This window comes from Flavobacterium rhizosphaerae (genome assembly GCF_046000445.1).
In the GTDB taxonomy this organism is placed as follows: Bacteria; Bacteroidota; Bacteroidia; order Flavobacteriales; family Flavobacteriaceae; genus Flavobacterium; species Flavobacterium rhizosphaerae.
Genome location: NZ_JBELPZ010000001.1, coordinates 87747 through 108168 on the forward strand (window position 1 = coordinate 87747; position 20422 = coordinate 108168).

Annotated in this window: 9 protein-coding genes; 7 read left to right on the forward strand and 2 right to left on the reverse strand. The window is 42.5% G+C overall.

Annotated features, from left to right (window positions below; all coding sequences use genetic code 11):
- From ABS766_RS00405 to ABS766_RS00435, 7 genes are all read left to right on the forward strand, one after another.
- Positions 1-1962, forward strand: a complete 1962-nt coding sequence (locus tag ABS766_RS00405; protein WP_408083092.1) for a cytochrome-c peroxidase — start codon at positions 1-3, stop codon at positions 1960-1962.
- A 358-nt stretch (positions 1963-2320) separates the two neighbouring features.
- Complete coding sequence (locus tag ABS766_RS00410) at positions 2321-10441, forward strand: LamG-like jellyroll fold domain-containing protein (RefSeq protein ID WP_408083093.1); 8121 nt, start codon at positions 2321-2323, stop codon at positions 10439-10441.
- Between the two features lie 60 nt (positions 10442-10501).
- Positions 10502-11407, forward strand: coding sequence for a leucine-rich repeat domain-containing protein (locus ABS766_RS00415; protein WP_408083094.1), 906 nt, complete (start codon positions 10502-10504; stop codon positions 11405-11407).
- 103 nt (positions 11408-11510) lie between these two features.
- Positions 11511-12098 carry a TetR/AcrR family transcriptional regulator gene (locus ABS766_RS00420; RefSeq protein ID WP_408083095.1) on the forward strand — a complete coding sequence of 196 codons (588 nt, stop codon included), beginning with the start codon at positions 11511-11513 and terminating at the stop codon, positions 12096-12098.
- A gap of 171 nt (positions 12099-12269) precedes the next feature.
- The gene (locus ABS766_RS00425; protein ID WP_408083096.1) at positions 12270-13409 is read left to right on the forward strand and encodes an efflux RND transporter periplasmic adaptor subunit; all 1140 of its coding nucleotides are present in this window, start codon (positions 12270-12272) and stop codon (positions 13407-13409) included.
- A 31-nt stretch (positions 13410-13440) separates the two neighbouring features.
- Positions 13441-16611, forward strand: a complete 3171-nt coding sequence (locus ABS766_RS00430; protein WP_408083097.1) for an efflux RND transporter permease subunit — start codon at positions 13441-13443, stop codon at positions 16609-16611.
- A gap of 5 nt (positions 16612-16616) precedes the next feature.
- Positions 16617-18017: an efflux transporter outer membrane subunit gene (locus ABS766_RS00435; RefSeq protein WP_408083098.1), complete on the forward strand. Its 1401-nt coding sequence runs from the start codon at positions 16617-16619 to the stop codon at positions 18015-18017.
- Positions 18018-18092: 75 nt separating this feature from the next.
- On the opposite strand, the gene ABS766_RS00440 is transcribed toward ABS766_RS00435, so the two are convergent.
- The gene (locus tag ABS766_RS00440; protein WP_408083099.1) at positions 18093-19148 is read right to left on the reverse strand and encodes a UDP-glucose--hexose-1-phosphate uridylyltransferase; all 1056 of its coding nucleotides are present in this window, start codon (positions 19146-19148) and stop codon (positions 18093-18095) included.
- On the reverse strand, positions 19135-20319 hold the full coding sequence (gene galK / locus ABS766_RS00445) for a galactokinase (RefSeq protein ID WP_408083100.1): 1185 nt from the start codon (positions 20317-20319) through the stop codon (positions 19135-19137). The genes ABS766_RS00440 and galK overlap by 14 nt, the downstream gene beginning before the upstream one ends.
- Between the last annotated feature and the right edge of the window lie 103 nt (positions 20320-20422).

Sequence of the window (20422 nt, forward strand, 5' to 3'; positions counted from 1 at the left end):
ATGAAAAACCTCTATGCCCTGCCCTTTATTTTTATCTTTTGCTTTATTGCTTTAAAAACCCTGCCACTTCCAAAAAGTGAAACCTATTATACCGATGATTTCAGGGCATATATTATAAAAGGTGCCAATGCTTTTGCGGATGAGTGCGAACAGCTTAAAAAAGCATCAGACGATTTTAAAAATGGCACCATTACACTTGAACAATTGCAAAATGAGGTCGCAAAAACACGCCTTGCCTATAAAAATATTGAGACGATAACCGAGTATTATTACCCTCAGCATTGCAAGGCATACCTAAACGGCGCACCATTAAAGCACCCTGACCCCTACCCGGTAAACCAAAAATACAGCAGCCAGAATTATTATGGCGTAACACCGGAAGAATACAGTAAAGACCAGCCGCTTGATTATCTTGACATTGAACACTATAAAGGTGAACGAAAAATTATTGATCCCGTTGGGCTACAGGCGCTGGATGAACTGGTATTTTCTGAAGAAGCTACGCAGTCTGCCGGAAGGATTACCGAACTTGCTTACCAGTTGGAAAATGCAGTACCCGCCATACAAATTGCGTTACAAAAGCGCAACTTTTTTTATGACTTTGAAATTATTGAAGCAGCACGCCTGGAGGTAGTGCGCATACTAAGCCTTGGCATTACTGGTTTTGATACGCCAGGGTCATTACAGGCCCTACCAGAATCAGCCGTGGCATTAGCCTCATTACAATCACTCATAAAACCATTAACCAATAAAACAACCGGTGTATTGGGCAGCCAGGTGCAGGGTCTGGCATTGGGTGCGGCAGCTTACCTTACCAAACACAATAATTTTAATACGTTTGACCGCCTTGAGTTTCTTACCGTTTATATTAATCCCCTCTACAAAAAACTTGGTGAAGTGCAACAGCAGCTTCACCTTCCAAGCTCGGCAGAACGCTGGGGTAAAGTACCGGCTTGGAATGCAGCAAGCACAAACATCTTCTCAGAAGATTTTTTGAACCCTTACTATTACAGTCTCCTCCCACAGGAAAAAGATAACGATTCGCTACGTGCATTGGGCAAAAAGCTTTTTTATGAACCCCTGCTCAGCAATAGTGGTACTATGAGCTGTGCCAGTTGCCATGACCCAAAGCTGGCTTTTACTGACGGATTGCCTACCTCGGCAGCCAGTGTGGAAGGAAAAAATGTATTACGCAACGCCCCTACCCTCATAAACGCAGTATTTTCTGATTGTTATTTTTATGACCTGCGTGCGTATGACCTGGAAGAACAGGCAGAACACGTTGTAGAAAACCATTTGGAATTTAATACCAGTTTTGCTAATATAGAAAAGCAATTAAATAAAAATGACACTTATAAAAATCTCTTTTATAAGGTATTTGGAAACAAAAAACCCATAAACCGCTACCAGTTTGCACAGGCTTTGTCATCGTATGTGCTTTCGTTACGTTCTTTTGACAGTGAATTTGACCGATATGTGCAGGGTAAAAGCACCCAACTGCCCAAACAGGTAAAAGATGGGTTTAACCTTTTTGCAGGTAAAGCGGCCTGCGCTACCTGCCATTATATTCCCACGTTTAGCGGGCTGGTGCCCCCGCTTTTTGAGGAAAGTGAAACCGAAGTATTGGGTGTACTTAAAAGCGCTGATGAGAAAGTACCTGATAATGACCTGGGGCGTTACAATAGTGGCATACCGCAGGACAAAGAAGATATTTACAGGCGGTCTTTTAAAACCTCAACAGTGCGTAATGCAGCGCTTACAGCACCTTATTTTCATAACGGCGGATATAAGACATTAGAAGAAGTACTGGAGTTTTATGACCAGGGTGGCGCTGCCGGTATGGGGTTTGAATATGAAATACCAAACCAGACACTGGCGCCGGATGCGCTTAACCTTAGCAACAAAGAAAAAAAGGCTATTATAGCCTTTATAAAATCGCTTAACAGCAATCCTTTTCCTTAAAAAATAATTTTCTCAGCGTTTATGTTAAGAGCCATTTAACCCCAATTTAATAAATACGCCTACATTAACTAAAAGTTAAAATGTATTTTTTTAGATTTTAAATACAAATCACTCATCAAAAAAGCATACTGCTTAAACATATAACAACACTTTTACTATTTTATTAGTACACCTGCAAAGCCATACTATAAAAAGCATCTCAAATTATAACAAAATCGTTTTCTACAAGATTGTTTTTCTTACAGCACTTCATCTTTGCTTAAAACAAACATAACTTTTTATAAGGGTACAGACTACTATGCCGGAGTAATTTAGCTGGATAATCATTCATCTTATAATTTTCAAACACAACAGCTAAATGAAAAAGAACTTACTCTTTTTAAGTTTACTGGTCTCGCTTTGTATGTCACTTGGGGCAAAAGCCCAGTCCATACCCGGCGATTCCATTGTTCATGGCCCCATGTTCAGCCCTGTTTATAACAACAGTGTGCGTGTATGGGTGCTAACCAAAAACAACACAGGCTCTGGTAATGCGCTTAGCATTGCCCTTACCGGGGATAACGCCCCGGGCACCAATCTTACAGGAACCGTGTACAATCAGGATGACCGCCTGGGCTATAGCCTGCGCTCCTTTGAGTATACCGGCCTTGAGGAAGGTGTAACGTACACCGCCAATGTTTTAACTAATGGCGAGGCAGGAAGCCGCACAGCAACTATTGTCAATGGGCAAAATACGCTTGGTGATTTCAGTTTCCTTTCCGGGGGGTGCGGAAGGATATACGACCTTAGCCGTTGTATAGATACCCCGGAGTCTCAGTTTCACGTAAATGGTGACCCCGAAATGTTTAATGTTATGGCACAGGAAGACAGCGACCTTATGGTTTGGCTGGGCGATGCCGTATACTTACTTGGACTTGAGCATGCTATGGGGCAGTGCCCCGATGGTGTAGATGACTGGGCTAATAAAGATATGGCTTTTGACCGTTATTTATTTTTCCGTCAGTTTCATGACCAGCTTATTTCGGCCATGCCGCAACTGGCTATTACCGATAACCACGACCTTGGCCCGAATGAGTTTAACAAAACCATGCCTACTATTGCGGAAACCCGCGAAATATTTATGGACTGGTGGCCAAACCCCGAGTATTTAAGTACTCCCGAAGGGCAAGGGCTTTATTCGTCTTATGTATATAAAGATGTTGAATACTTTTTAACAGATAACCGCAGCTACAGGGACGGCACCACACAACACTATGGCCCGGATCAGCTTGCATGGTTAAAACAAGGACTTTTAAACTCTACTGCTACATTTAAGGTAATTATAAACGGAACCCCTTCTTTTGAGCGTAACTGCGGTGGGCGTAACTTTTGTAATACAGAGCAAAGCACAGAGCTTATACAGTTTATACAGGATAACAACATAAATGGTATCCTTTCGCTTAGCGCAGATATCCATGAGCAAAAATTCATGATACGTGAGGGTGATACCAATTATCCGTTATACGATGTGCTTTCAGGCAACCTTAATTCAGATATAGGCAACGGTATTACAAACGTTAACTATACTTCTGATTATATACTTACCGGTGTAAAGCAAACATATCTTAAAGTAAGTGTTTACGGCCCGGAAGATGACCGTAGGATGAAAGTACAATATGTAGGCCTTGACGGTGAGCCGTATTTTGAGGAAATCATTCACGAAGATATGCTTACCAGCCAGAATAGCGATGCCTTAAAACTGGCTCTTGGTATAAATAATGATGTAGCCGATGCATCTGAGTATGCACATGATTTAAATGCTACAGGCTATACTTTTGCTGAAGGCCGCGAAGGCGACGCAAACGGGGCTTTACATTTTACCACTGCTACAGACCTGCACGCAGCTGCAGATCTGTCTCTTGATTTTCATGACAGGCCATTTAGCCTTACTGCATGGATAAACCCGGACAACATACCTGCAAACGGTGCTACTATACTTAGCAACGGTGCTGCCGGAAATGGTATAAGTTTAGGTTTTGACGGCTCTGGTAAACTAACTTTTACTAACCATAATACAAATACCACTTATACAAGCCAGTATGGTATATTGCCAAATACCTGGAGTAATGTGGTTTGGAAATATGACAACGTTAGGAGAAAACTTTCGTTATATTATAACGGATTCCTTATACAGGCATGGAATAATGTGGTAAGCCCATCGGCATCTACTGCTGATGTAAGGATAGGAAACAACTTCCAAAACAAGCAATTTAGCGGCCTTATAGATAACCTTACCCTTTACGGAAGAATAATATCAGACCAGCAAATACTTATGGATGCCGATGTACAGTCCAGCCGTGGCGGTACATTAAAAATGAGTGGAGCGCCAGAAATGGCTATTCCGGGCAGTGCTGTTAACAGCGCCCTTGCTAATGATTTTACTATAGAATTCTGGGCTAAGCTTAATGGTGACCCCGGCACAAATTATAAAATATTTGCAAGCAACGGCCGTATAAACAACCTTACTACAGGTATATCATTTGAATATCCGGACAGCAATAAGCTAAATGTAGTAATAGGAAATAATACTACCGGCTGGAATACTATAACCGAGCAGGGAGATTCATGGAATGTTGGTGAATGGAACCATGTGGCAGTAAGCGCTACCCAAAATGGTACTATTAAATATTTTATAAACGGCTCACAGGTTAGCGAAATACCTTTTGAAGCATACATACCTAACTCATGGGGATTAGGCTTTGGTAAAAGCCCTGCCTATTCAGGAGGTATAAACGGAGAACTTGATGAGGTACGCATCTGGAGCAAAGCACTTACTGCTGAAGAAATTCAGCAGGGTATGCACGTAACACTTAACGGTGACGAAGAAGGCCTTGCCCATTATTATAACTTTAATAGCGAAGAAGAAGAAACTACAGTAGCTGATGACCTTGGTACTGCTAACGAAGATGTGGTACTTAACGGTGGGCTGCTTTCTCCTGCTACTTCTCCGGTAAGCGCTCTTGACGCATCGCACAGGGATGTAGTTAGCGGAAAGTGGAGCAAAAACAATAACGTTAGTAACTCAGGCCTTAGTTTTCCTGATGCTATTACAAACTATAGCAGCAACATTATAGTAGGTAAGCAAAATGCTACAGAAATTGCTACAGTACCGGGTAACGAAGATATGTCTTACCTGACAGGCGGATGGAGAATAGATCCTGTAAATGCACCGTTTGCTACTATAAAAATAAACCTTGAAGAAGCCATTAGCAACTTTAATGAAATAAGTAATACTGCCGGGCAGTTCTTTCTTATCAAAGAAGGTGAAGAAGGCGAATTCAATATTGTTTCTGAAGGTAGCTATGATGGACAAAATGCTTCTTTCTATAATACCAGCATTACAGAAGGCACCTATTATATGGCATTTTCTGATGGCGATTTTAATGCCGGGCGTGGCGGTGCCTTATCACTTGCAGGCGGGCATCAGGCACAAATTGCATATGCTGATATGAATGCAGTTGCCAGCGGAGCCTTTACCGTAGAATTTTGGGTAAATGTAACCCAGGATCCGGGTAATAATGACAAGCTTTTATCTAACCACGGTAAAATAAACGGAAACTCTACAGGGTTTGCAATAGAAATGCCGGATAACAATACAGTAAGCGCTGTATTTGGCACCAATACAGGTAACTGGAATAGTATAAACTCCGGCACGCCACTTACTGTTGGCGAGTGGAACCACATAGCAGTTACCGCTACGCCGGATAGTGCTATTAAGCTATACATAAATGGCGAGCTTAAAGCCAGCGCTGCTTATGGTACTTATGTGGCAAACACCAACTGGAACCTTGCATTGGGTACCAGCCTTAACTATGGCGGGCAAACCTATTCCCTTATGGATGAATTTCGTATTTGGGATATAGCAAAAACACAGGAAGAGATTGTAGAGCAAATGCACGAAATAGTAACTGAGGATGATGAGCACCTTATTTACAACTTTACATTTGACCAGGAAGATAACGGTACGCTTACCAACAATGGCGTAAACAGTGATATTGCCTATAGCAGTGCTTCTATTATTGATGCTACCAGCCCGGTTGCGGAGATTGAACCGGCATTTCCTGATAATATGACAGGTAACTGGAGCGTTACTAACGAAACTGCTAATGGGCTGTACCTTGCTACCAACATTAACAGCTTTATACAAAATGTAGTAATAAGCCGTGATACTGATAACGAAATACTACCGCTTGCCGATGTAGAAGACACCTCTTACCTTGCCGGTGGGTGGCACCTTAACCCATTAGGGATAGAAAATGCCAACCTACAGGTAAACCTTGAAGAAGTATTTGATAATGCCGAGCTAACCAATGCCACTGTAGAGCAATACATGTTACTAAAAGGAGACCCTGCAAGTAACTACCAGATAGTAGCTACAGGTACGGCAGAAGGACTTATGGTAACTTTTGAAAACGTAAATACAGCGCTGGGTAACTATTACCTTGCTTTTGAAACGGATGTGGATGCTGTAATTACAGAACAAGGCGGTGCACTGCACCTTGAGCAGGGACATGAAGTTTATGTGCCTAAAGAAGGGGTTAACGAAGCCCTTTCAGGTGAATTTACTATAGAAATGTGGGCACGCCTTACCGAAACCGCAGGAGCCAATACCAAGCTGGTTGGCTTTAGTAACTTTGGTGGTGGTGAGTATGGTTGGGAAATGGAGTTTTTGGGTAACCAGACACTGCAAACCATTACAGGCAAAGGCCCTTCGGGAGGCTGGAACACGCTAAACTCATCGCATGTATGGACACATGGCGAATGGAACCACGTTGCGGTAACGTTTGTGCCTAATGGCGAATTTAAATTTTACGTTAATGGTGAACTTGCCGACAGTATGCCGGTAGGCCAATTTTACCCAGGCGCCAATAACCTTGCTTTTGGTAAAAACATAGCCAACAATTCACCTACCCAAAGTGATATTGATGAATTCAGGATATGGACTGTGGCAAAATCGGTTAATGATATCCGCAGGGATATGTATCTTACTATGCCAGAGGGTACCGAAAACCTTTCTTACAACTATACCTTTAACCAGGATAACAGCGGTTATCTTGTAAACAGTGGTTCTACTCCGGTAGAAGTAGCCTATACCAATGCTGCCATAATACCTGCTACAGATCCTGTAAGGGATATACAAGATCCTTTCCGCTATAATGTAGGCGGTAACTGGAGCGTTATGAATGACAGCCGCAACGGTATGTACCTTCAGGATGTAATATCGTCTGAAGACCAAAACGTAGTTATAGGTAAAGAAGACGGCGATGAAATTTTAGCGCTGCCTAATACCAACAACAACGATATGAAATACCTTAACAGCCGTTGGAAGTTTGAATCGCTTTATATAGAAAACGGTACGCCACAGGTTAAGCTTGCCAATATTTTCAGCAACCTTAACAATGTAGAGGTACTGGCTAATGAATATTACCTGTTACAGGGCGACCCTCAGGGCACATATAACATTATTGCTACAGGTACCAAGCAAAACAACATTGTTACTTTCTCTCAGATTACCTTTAATGACCAGCCGGTATATCTTGCCTGGTTAACCGATACTACCTATCCGATAGGTTCTTTCCCTGTGGAACTTGAGAGCCTGTGGAAGTATAATGACACTGGTGCTAACCTGGGTACTGACTGGAAAAACAGTAACTATGATGACAGCGCCTGGTTATTTGGCAATGGCATACTGGGTTATGGCAACAACAACGAAAGTACCGTACTTAGCTATGGTACCGATGACCAGAATAAATACCCAACCACTTACTTAAGGCATACATTTACTGTAGAAGATGCTTCACAATATGCTTCGCTGTTGTTTGAAACCCTTAGGGATGACGGTGTTGTAGTATATGTAAACGGTATAGAGGCTTTCCGCAGCAATATGCCCGAAGGTGATATTACTTATAACACGTATGCGCTATCTCAGATAGGTGGTGCTGACGAAACCACTTTTGTACAAAACATTACACCAAACCTGCTTCAGGATGGTGAAAATGTGATTGCTGTAGAGCTGCACCAGGGTGCTGCCAACAGTTCTGACCTAAGTTTTGATATGCATTTAAGGGCATTGCCGCCGGAACTTGATGCAGCTAACTATCCGCTGCCTAAAGACTCTGAATGGCATTACCTTGATAACGGAACCAGCCTTGATGATGTAGTATGGGGCGTTACCACTTATGCACCCGGATGGCTTTCAGGAAAAGCGCCTTTTGGATATGGTGACCCTGTAAATACAACTGTAAGTTATGGCGGCGATTCATCTAACAAATACATTACCTCATACTTCTACAGGGATATTAACATAGACCTTTCGGAAGTGAGCGATATGGTAGAGTTTGGTGTTAAGCGTGATGATGGTGCCGTGGTGTATATAAACGGTGTAGAGGCATTTAGGGAAAATATGCCGGAAGGTGATATAGACTACCTTACCCATTCTGCTACTATTGTAGACGGCGCTGACGAAAACAGGTATTTTGTACACTTTGTACCTAAAACAATGTTTAACGAAGGTGTTAACAGGGTATCAGTAGAAGTACACAACCGCGATGGGTCAAGCTCAGACCTTAAGTTTGATATGTACATCCGCAACCAGGTTGACCTTAGTGTAACTTGCGATGAGCCACATATTGCCTGTTTTACCTCTATAAATCCTACAGGGCAAACGCCACACCTTATTATACCTACAGAACACCGTTTTCAGTTGTTCTTTAAACAAGGTGATAATTACACTATAGGTAATGGTACCGTACCGGGTAATAATGACTTTACTGCTTATGTGCCTATAAATGGCAGTAGTGAGTTAGGACACCTTTCGGTAAATCATGAAAATAACCCGGGTGGTGTGAGTATGCTTAACATTCACCTTGATACTGATAACAATAACTTATGGACGGTAGACCAGTCTCAGGCTGTTGATTTATATAACGATAACCTGGTTACCACTAACAGAAACTGTAGTGGAGGTATTACACCATGGGGAACCGTAATTACTGCTGAAGAAGCTACTGATGCCGGTGATGTTAACGGCGATGGCTACCAGGATGTAGGATGGCTTGTAGAAATAGACCCTGAAACCGCAGAAGTAAAAGAATACGGTAACGGTATACAGGAAAAACTATGGGCGATGGGCCGTATGAACCACGAAAACGTAGTGGTGCGCCAGGATGGAGCCGTAGCGTATTATGGCGAAGATGGCGGTACACATTGTTTATATAAATATGTGCCGACTGTGGCGGGTAACCTATACTCCGGTAATGTATATGTATTGCACCTTGACCTGCCCCTTGCCTCAGATGAGCCGAGCTCTTCTACAGGTACGTGGATACAGGTACCAAATACTACACAATCTGACCGTAATAATCTAAATACCATAGCATCATCTCTTGGTGGTACTAACTTTAACGGTGTTGAAGATGTTGAAATCAGCCCTCTTGATGGCAGGATATACTTTACATCTAAAGGTAAAAACCGCGTTTACCGATTTGTAGACGGAGATGACACAGTAAGTGATTTTGAAGTATTTGTAGGCGGTAAAAACTATCCGCTAGAAACAGCTTCGGGCACCGTAACTGAGGCATGGGCCGATGGTAATGACAACCTTGTGTTTGATGATAAAGGTAACTTATGGGTATGCCAGGATGGTGGGTTAAACTACATTTGGGTAGTAAGGCCAGACCACAGGCAGGATGCGCCGAATGTTAAATTGTTTGCCTCTATGCCAGCCGGTGCAGAACCTACAGGCCTTACCTTTACACCAGACTATAAGTATGGCTTCTTCTCGGTACAACACCCAAGCGGCAGTAATACACCGCAGGAAGATGCCAGCTTTACTGATGTTACTTTTAATGCATCGTCTACAGTAGTATTCTCGCTTGACCAGTTTCTTGGGCCACAGGCACCGATAACTGATTTCGTTGCAAACCAGGTAACCGTAAGTGAAGGGCAAACAGTAACCTTTACGGACCTTACCACAAACAACCCTACCACATGGCAGTGGACGTTTGAAGGCGGTAACCCGGCTACATCAACAGAGCAAAACCCAACAGTTACTTACCAAACTGCTGGCACGTATGATGTAACACTTGTTACCGAGAACGTAGCCGGTAACGGTGAAGAAACTAAAACAGATTACATTGTTGTAGAAGAAGTGCTTAACGTTGATAATCCTATTGCAGCGGGTACTGTAAAACTTTACCCTAACCCAACGCAGGGCAAAGTAACTATAGCACTAAGTAATGATGCAGCAGGTAAAGATGTTTCGGTAGAAGTATATGACCTTCTTGGAAGGAAAATTACTGAAATGAATAATATACAGACGGTATCCGGAAAACAGGAAATAGAGCTTGACTTAACACGTTTTGCAGGTGAGCAGGTATTCATCATCCAGTTAAAAGTGGGCGATACTACAGGCACTTACAAATTGTTGAAAGTTAAATAGGTTAATTTAATTTTATAAGGGGCAGGTATGCATTACCTGCCCTTTATTATTTATAACAATATGAAAAAATATATAATAACAGCAGCTTTAACAGCAACATTTTTGGCTTCGGCCCAAAACCCGGATCCATTACATCAAGCCGTGTATAACAATATAGCCGATGCTGTTGCCAATAAGCAAACAGCCACCCAGCTAAACTTTAGGGATCAGGGTATTTTTCATGTGCCGGAAGAATTAGGCAAATTAAAAAAACTTGTTTTCTTAAACCTAATGGGCAATAACCTGGAGTATGTTGAGGAGGATATTTTTACCCTTAAAAAGCTTGAAGTACTCAATTTAAAACTTAATGCGCTTAAATACCTTCCCGAAGGTATTTCTAATCTTAAACACCTTATACGGCTTGATGTTTCTGATAATGAAATCCATTCCCTGCCACAGGATGTTATGAAATTGCGAAACCTCAGGTTTTTACACCTTTCTTATAATAACCTTACAGCGGTACCATATACGCTTGGTAATTGCCAGAACCTTGAAGCACTGCAGCTGGATAATAACCAACTGAGCTACCTGCCGGATGAATTTTCGCAATTAAAAAATCTTAAAACATTAGACCTGGGTTACAACCAGTTTAATGAGATACAGGGCGAATGGCTTAACCTTGCTGCGTTAACCGATTTAAACCTGGAATATAACCACCTGAAAACATTACCGGATAATATAGGGGTATTAACAAACCTTAAAACCCTTATTATAAACAACAACAAACTTAAAAACCTGCCAGAGTCTATTGGTAACCTGCAGGAACTGCAATTGCTTTCACTTTCAGAAAATGAATTAAGAAGCCTGCCGGAAAGCATTTTTGCTTTAAAAAAACTTAAAACACTTATACTTACCGGAAACCCAATTTCAAAAAAAGAACAGGAAAAAATAAAAAAATACCTGCCTGGCTGTAGTATATATTTCTGATACCATTTACACTGAAAAAAAATATACACATAAAACTTGCAAATTAAAATTTAATTGCCGTAAATTTGCTTAACGGTGTTAAGTGATTAAAACACTTAAAAACATGGGAAGTAAAGAACGAATTTTGCGGCAGAAAGAACAAACCCGCGCCAACATCCTGAAAGCCGCAAGGCAAATTGTAAAACAGGAAGGATGGCAAGGGCTTAGTATGCGCAAAATTGCCGATAAAATAGAATATACCGCGCCCATTATATATGAGTATTTCTCGAGTAAGGAAGCGATATTGCAGGAACTTACCTGTAAAGGTTTCCAGCTTTTATCAAAAGACCTTGAAGAAGCCAGAAAAAAACACGATGCCCCAGATGAACAACTGGAAAGTATGTGGATGGCCTACTGGGATTTTGCCCACAAGAACAAAGAAATGTACCAGCTTATGTATGGGGTGCAAATGACGTGTTGCTCTCAAACAACACCTAAAACCGACCATCCTTATAACCTTATAACAAATGTTATTGGCAAAATAATGCAAACAGACGATGAAGATATTGTAATGCAAAAATACTTTACCTTCTTTTCTATAATCCACGGACTCATTTCTATTAATATGCTTAACGAAGGCCTTGGGGATAAAATGAACAAGCAAATACTTAAAGATGCCATTATCGGCATAACACGGACACTACACAATTAGATTTTTTTTACCACTATACTTAACACTGTTAAACCATTTAATATGATTATAGCAATGCCTTAGAAGGCATATTTTTTTAGCACATTACTTAACACCGTTAAATACTTTTATAACATTAACTAAATATTTTTTTACATTAAACTTAACGTCATTAAATAATTTAATACCCTTATGAAAACAATTTATTCATTCTTTTTCATAGCATTACTTACACTCATAACTGCATGTTCGGGTAACCAGGGCCAGGCAGCCCCCGCTGCACAGGCAATGCCGGTACCGGTGTATGATGTAACCCAAAAAGATGCCTTAACTTGGCAGGAATACCCTGTAATGCTTGAAGGGCGCACCGATGTAGAGATACGGCCACAGGTAGACGGATACCTGCAAACCGTTTTTGTAGATGAAGGTGCGTTTATTAAAGCCGGGCAACCCCTGTTTAAAATTGAAGACCATCGCTATCGAGAAGCATTGAACAATGCAACTGGAAGCCTGAATGTAGCAGATGCTGCACTTATTAATGCCGGTTTAGAAGTAGAAAAACTGGCGCCGCTTGTAGACGGAAAAGTAATATCTGAATATCAGCTAAAATCGGCTAAAGCTGCATTAAAAATAGCTGAAGGCAATAAAAAACAGGCAGAAGCGGCAGTGGCCTCGGCAAAAATTAATCTTGATTTTACGCTTATTAAGGCGCCCGTAAGCGGCTATGTTACCCGGATCCCTAAAAAACAGGGCAGCCTTATTTCAGCTACTGACCCGCAGCCCCTTACAACCGTATCAGACAACACCCAAATGCATGCCTATTTTTCAATAAGCGAGTCCGATTTTATCACCCTGCGTGACACATATGAAGGCAACACATTAAGTGATAAAATAAGCCACCTTCCTGCCCTGTCTTTAATGTTGCCCAACAATACCGAATACAGTCAAAAAGGGCATATAGATATGGTAAACGGGCAGTTTAATAAAAATACGGGTGCCATTACGCTAAGGGCAAGCTTTCCTAATGATAAAGGGTTATTGCGTTCGGGCAATACAGGCAAGGTAAAAATGGGTTTGCCACATGCCGGTGCAGTACTTGTACCACAGGCCTGTACGGTAGAATTGCAGGATAAAATTTTTGTTTATATAGTAGACAAATCAAACAAGGTAGCCAAGGTGCCTATAACTATAGTGGGCAAATCGGGTACCGATTACCTGGTTAAAAGTGGCCTTAAACCCGGCGACCGTATTGTGTACAAAGGATTTGAAGGCCTGCAGGACGGCACCCCCATTACTCCTGAAAAAATTACACCGGAAGTTGCCTCTAAATAATTATATCAAAACGACTTAACATCTCCAACACATGTTTAAAAAATTTATAGACCGGCCGGTCCTGGCCACGGTCATATCCATCCTATTGTCTATTTTAGGGATTATTGGCCTTACCTCCCTACCCCTGGGGCAGTTTCCTGATATAGCCCCCCCCGCAGTTCAGGTTACAGCACTTTATCCCGGTGCCAATGCCGAAACAGTATTACGTTCGGTAGCACCCTCTCTGGAAGAATCTATAAACGGGGTGGAAAATATGAGTTACATGACCTCTACCGCCAGTAATGACGGATCATTGGTGATAACTGTATATTTTAAACTGGGCACTAACCCGGACCAGGCTGCTGTAAACGTGCAAAACCGTGTAGCGCAAGCCACCAACCAGCTGCCCAGCGAAGTGGTGCAGGCAGGTGTTACCACTGCCAAGCAACAAAACAGCCTTATTATGGTAGTTGATATGTACAGCGAAAACGAATCGCAGTATGATCAGACTTTCCTAGCCAACTATGCGCAGATAAATATTATACCCGAAATTAAGCGTATACCCGGCGTGGGGCAATCTATAATTTTTGGCGGTAATAAAGACTATTCTATGCGGGTGTGGCTAAACCCTTCTCAAATGGCATCGTATAACATTACTCCCACTGAGGTAATGGCTGCTATACAGGACAAGAACCTTGAAGCCGCCCCGGGTAAATTTGGCGAAAACAGTTCGCAGTCTTTTGAATATGTTATTAAATATAAAGGCAAGCTGAATAAACCTGCAGATTATGAAAATATTATAGTGCGCTCTAACCCAGACGGCAGCATACTACTTCTTAAAGATGTAGCACGTATAGAGTTTGGTGCCTACAGCTACAGCAACTTTACGCGTGTAAACGGCAAACCGGGCATTAACATAGCTGTAATGCAGTTGCCCGGCTCTAATGCTAACGAAATACAGATCGCCATAGATAAGCTGATGCAAAAGGCTTCTAAAAGCTTCCCAAAAAATGTAAAATACCTGATATTATATAACACCAAAAACATGCTTGATGCCAGTATAGAGCAGGTACAGCATACGCTTATCGAGGCTTTTATACTGGTGTTTATTGTAGTATTTCTGTTTTTGCAGGATTTCCGTTCAACACTTATACCTGCCATAGCTGTTCCTGTAGCGTTATTGGGTACGTTCTTCTTCATGTCAATATTTGGATTTTCCATAAATCTGCTTACTCTGTTTGCGCTAGTGCTTGCCATTGGTATTGTGGTAGATGATGCCATTGTGGTAGTAGAAGCTGTACACGCTAAAATGGAGCACCGGCACCTGCCGCCAAAGGCAGCTACCACATCTGCCATGAGCGAAATTACAGGAGCCATAATTTCTATCACACTGGTTATGTCTGCCGTATTCCTTCCGGTAGGTTTCATGCAGGGTTCCACAGGTGTGTTTTACAGGCAGTTTGCTTTTACGCTGGCCATAGCCATTATTATATCGGCAGTAAATGCGCTTACCTTAAGCCCTGCACTGGCAGCTTTATTTTTAAAGCAGCATCAGCCAAAACATGCTGAAACGTATAAAAAGCCAACCTATAAAGAGCGCTTTTTTGCAGGCTTTAATGCCAATTTTGATAAGCTTACCAACCGCTATTTGGGTAGCCTTCGCTTTTTAATACGCTACAGGTGGGCTACACTTACCACCCTTGCCGGGGTTATAGTACTTACTGTATTTATGATTAAGCGTTCGCCGTCAGGGTTTATACCCAGCGAAGACCAGGGGTTTATAGCTATATCACTTTCAATGCCTGCCGGTAGCTCTTTAGACCGTACCACCGCAGCAATGAAAGAGGCCGAAGATGCCCTTGCCCCTATGCAGGCCAAACGCACCCTTATGGGGTTATCAGGATTTAATATCCTTACACAGTCTTCAAGCCCCTCATTCGGTGTAGCCTTTATATTGCTAAAACCATCAGATGAACGTGGTGATCTAAAAGATATTAATGCCATAATGAATGATGCACGCCAACGCCTTGCCGCTATAAAAGGCGCCAACTTTTTTGTGTTTACCTTCCCTACCGTACCGGGCTTTAGTAATGTAGACGGGCTTGATTTTGTGCTTCAGGACCGCACCGGCGGCTCGCTTGCCAAGTTTAGCGAAGTGGGTAACAAGTTTATTGGCGACCTGATGCAACGCCCTGAAATAGCCATGGCTTTTACCTCTTTCCGGGCCGATTACCCACAGTTTGAAATGGAAGTAGACGATGTAAAAGCCGGGCAGCTTGGCGTAAGTATAAAAGAACTGATGCAAACAGTACAGGCTTACTACGGAAGCGCCCAGGTAAGCGACTTTAATCGGTTTGGTAAATATTACCGGGTTATGGTACAGGCTGATAAAGGTACACGTGCCACTCCGGAATCATTAGACGCTGTGTTTGTAAAAAACAAAAATGGTGAAATGGTACCTGTAAACACACTTGTTAAACTGGTAAGGGTTTACGGCCCGGAAAATGCCTCCCGCTATAACCTTTTTAATTCTATGGGTATTAATGCCATAGAGCAGCCGGGATACAGCTCCGGAGATGCCATTAAAGCCGTTGAAGAAGTGGCAGCACAATCATTACCACAAGGATACTCGTATGAATTTTCGGGCATGACCCGTGAAGAAATATCTTCAGGGGGGCAGTCAGCCGTAATTTTTGGCCTTAGCCTCATATTTGTGTACTTTCTTTTAGCTGCACAGTATGAAAGCTATATACTGCCGCTTGCCGTTATCTTTTCAATTCCAACAGGTATTTTCGGGGTGTTTGCTGCCATTGGCATTACAGGTATATCCAACAACATTTATGTGCAGGTTGCGCTGGTAATGCTTATAGGTCTACTGGCAAAAAATGCCATACTTATTGTAGAATTTGCCGTACAGCGCAGGCGTGCGGGTAAATCACTGCTCTCTGCCGCGCTTGAGGCAGCCAAGCTAAGGCTAAGGCCCATTATCATGACATCGCTTGCCTTTATTGTGGGGCTTATACCTATGATGAGTGCCACAGGGCCATCGGCTCAGGGTAACCATTCTATCAGTATTGGCGCAGCAGGCGGTATGCTTTCGGGCGTAATACTTGGCTTGTTTGTAATACCCGTATTATTTATAGTATTTCAATACCTGCAGGAACGGGTTTCGCGCAAGGCAGAAGAACCTGCAACAGCACTTGAACCTGAACTTATAAAATAAAACAAATGAAAATAATTAGTTATATACTCCTTGCCGTTGCATTGGCCGGGTGCAGCGTATCTAAAGATACTCCCCTGCCCCAGCCGGAACTCCCCAATGCCTACCGCAACGCATTTGCTACCGATACTACCTCTATAGCTACTATTGAGTGGGATACTTTTTTTACCGATCCGCAATTACGGGAACTCATTGCCCGTACGCTTTCCGGTAATTATGACCTGCAAACGGCTATTAAAAACATTGAAGCATCAAGGCAGTTGCTGCGCCAAAGCAAATGGGGCCAGGTGCCGCAGCTAAACGCCAATATAACAGCCAGCACCACAATACCCAGTAAAAACAGCCTTAATGGGCTTAGCATAAATAACTTTCTTGGCACAAGCCATATTGAAGATTATAATGCCGGGCTAACCCTTTCCTGGGAGGCTGATATATGGGGCAAGATAAGCAGCCGTAAAAAAGAAGCGCTTGCCAATTACCTTGAAACCGAGGAAGCCACAAAACTGGTAACTGCAAATCTTGTAGCTACTGCGGCACAGGGCTACTACAACCTGCTAATGCTTGACGCCCAGCTTGAAGTAGCCATAAAAAACCGCAACCTTAGTAAAAATACTGTGGATATGGTTACACGCCAGTTTAATGCCGGGCAGGTTACCCACCTGGCGGTTGAGCAGGCAGAAGGGCAAAGGCTGTTGGCAGCGCAGATTGTGCCACAGCTTGAAAAAGAGATTATCATACAGGAAAATGCCTTAAGCATATTAACCGGTACAACCCCGGGGGAAATAGAGCGTACAGGCAGCCTGGCAACGGAAGCACTACACAATGAGCTGCCTACCGGCTTACCGGCTACCCTGCTAAGCCACAGGCCCGATGTTAAAGCGCAGGAATATGAGCTTAATGCGGCCAATGCCCGCGTTGGCATTGCGAAAGCATATATGTACCCAGCCCTTAATATAACAGCAGGCGGGGGGCTTAACTCTTTTAAATCAGACAACTGGTTTAACATGCCCACCTCGCTATTTGGGCTGGTATCCGGCAGTATAGCACAGCCATTACTACAGGGCAGAAAACTAAAAGCCCAATATGAAGTGGCCAAAACCGATCGTGAAAAGGCAGTTATTGCATTTAGACGACAGGTATTGATTGCCGTAGGTGAAGTATCTGACGCGCTGGCTGAAATTGAAAAGCTTAAAGAAGAAGTAGCCTTTGCAGAGGAGCGTGTAGACAACCTGCAACAAGCGGTAAGCAACTCTGACAAACTGTTTGCCAGCGGGCTTGCCAGCTATCTTGAGGTTATAACTGCACAAAGCAATGTGTTACAGGGCGAACTGGACCTGGCGTCTATAAAAAGAAACCAGCTTGCCGCCGAAGTAAAACTTTATAAAGCGCTTGGCGGGGGCTGGAAATAAAAAGGTGTTATAATTATCTCTATCAGGAGGCTGCCCCATAAGGGGCAGCCTCTTTTTTTATAGAAATATAAAGCCTTAAATTTTAAAATTGTCATTTTTATAATGCACTTCAGGCAAATCCCTTAGCATGGCAGCACTTTTCTCGGGAGAAATATCCCTTTGGGCTTCGGCCATAAGCTCATACCCTACCATAAATTTCTTTACTGTAGCAGAGCGTAATAAAGGCGGATAAAAATGCATGTGAAAATGCCACTCCGGATGCGAAAGCCCGTCAGTAGGGGTTTGATGTATGCCCGATGAATATGGAAATGAGGTTTTGAACAGATTATCATACTTTATGGTAATACGCTTTATAGCATCGGCAAAGGCATAGCGCTCTTCTGCCGTCATTTGTGTAATGTTGCCAAAATGCCTTTTACTGACAATAAGCGTTTCAAAAGGCCAGATAGCCCAAAACGGCACCAAAACGGCAAAGTGTTTGTTTTCAAGTACAATACGCTCTTTGCGTTGCATTTCTTCGGCAAGATAATCGGCAAGCAGGCTGCGCCCCTGTGCATCAAAATATTTTTTTAAGTTATTTTGCGTTTTGTCTACATTAGTGGGCAATGACCCCTGGCTCCATATCTGGCCATGCGGATGCGGATTGCTGCAGCCCATTACTGCGCCTTTATTTTCAAAAATCTGCACGTGGTTTATAAAATCACGGCTGCCAAGGTCACTATACTGGGCCGCCCAAAGCTCAACCACCTTAAGAATATCGGCTGTTTCCATTTCAGGAAGCGTTACATCGTGCCTGGGCGAAAAACATATTACGCGGTTTATGCCACGCTCTGTTTTTATCTGAAATAACGGACTTGTCTCAGGCGCTTGTACCTCATCTGTAAGTAGTGAAGGAAAATCATTATCAAACACAAATGTACTGGTATATTTTTCATTAAATACGCCTGTACTGCGTTCGTTACCGGGGCACAGGTAACAAGTGGGGTCATACTGTGGCCTGTTATCTGTAACCGTACTTTCTTGCTGGCCCTGCCAGGGCCTCTTTGCCCTGTGTGGTGATACCAGTACCCATTCGTCCATTAGGGGATTATACCTCCTGTGCGGATGTTCGTTATTATCAAATGCCTGCATGTTCTTCGGTATAGAGGCTTGTGCCTTCAGATATTTTTACTTTATAAACTTCAAGCTCAATAGCAAACTTTTCTTTATATTCCCTGCTTACGCGCTCTACAAGTGCCTTAACGGCATCTTTTTTTACCAGGTTTACAGAGCAACCACCAAAGCCGCCGCCCATCATACGGGCACCCAGTACATTGGTATCCGTATGTACTGCATCCACCAAAAAATCTATCTCTTCACAACTTACTTCATAATTTTTGCTCAGCCCCTGGTGGGTTTCATACATTAACTGTCCAAGCTTTTCAAAATCATTTGCCTCAATGGCTTTTACGGCATCCCGCACACGCTGAATCTCACGCACTACAAATAGGCAGCGTTTGTATATTATGTTTCCTAATTTATCTTTTACCGCATGAACCTGCTCTTCATTAAGGTCACGAAAGGTTTGTACGCCAGGGTACTCCCTCTTTATAATATCCAAGCCTTTTTCTACCTCATTCCGGCGGTCATTATAACCGGAGGTAAGGTGTGTGTGTTTTACTTTGCTATCTAACAAAACCAAGGTATAATTATTAAAATCAGCACTGTGGTATTCATACTCCAGTGTATTGCAATCCAGTTTTATAACACTGTTTTTTTTACCAAAAACACTGGCAAACTGGTCCATAATACCACAATTTACACCAGCAAAAGTATGTTCTGCTTTCTGCCCTATCAGTGCAATGTCTTTCTTACTCAGGCCGAGGTTAAAAATTGTATCAATTGCGAAACAAAAACCACATTCTATAGCTGCCGAAGATGATAAACCTGCCCCCATGGGCACCGTACTGCTAAAGGCTACATCTAAACCTTTAAATACAAAACCACGGTTTTTTAACTGCTGCACAACCCCAAGGAAAAAATTTACCCACATGGCACCTACCGGCTGCAGAGCAGTGTTAAGGTTAAAGCTATAGCTTTCACCTAAGTCTTTAGCATAAAGGTTTATAATATCGGTACCGTTTTCTGCAATGGCAAAACAAACATATTTATTTATTGCTGCCGGCAGCACAAAACCGTCATTATAATCTACGTGTTCACCAATAATATTAATACGCCCCGGCGAAAGGAAAATATAGTTTGGTGTAGTAGCAAACTGTTCTTTAAAGCACTCTTTAACCTGCTTTACTAATTCTTTCTTCATTATAGGTTATTATATAAATTCAAAAGTATAAAAACATTATAAGCAACCATACCAGTACCTACCAGTTTTTGTACATTAGCCACCAGTTATAATATGCTGAATA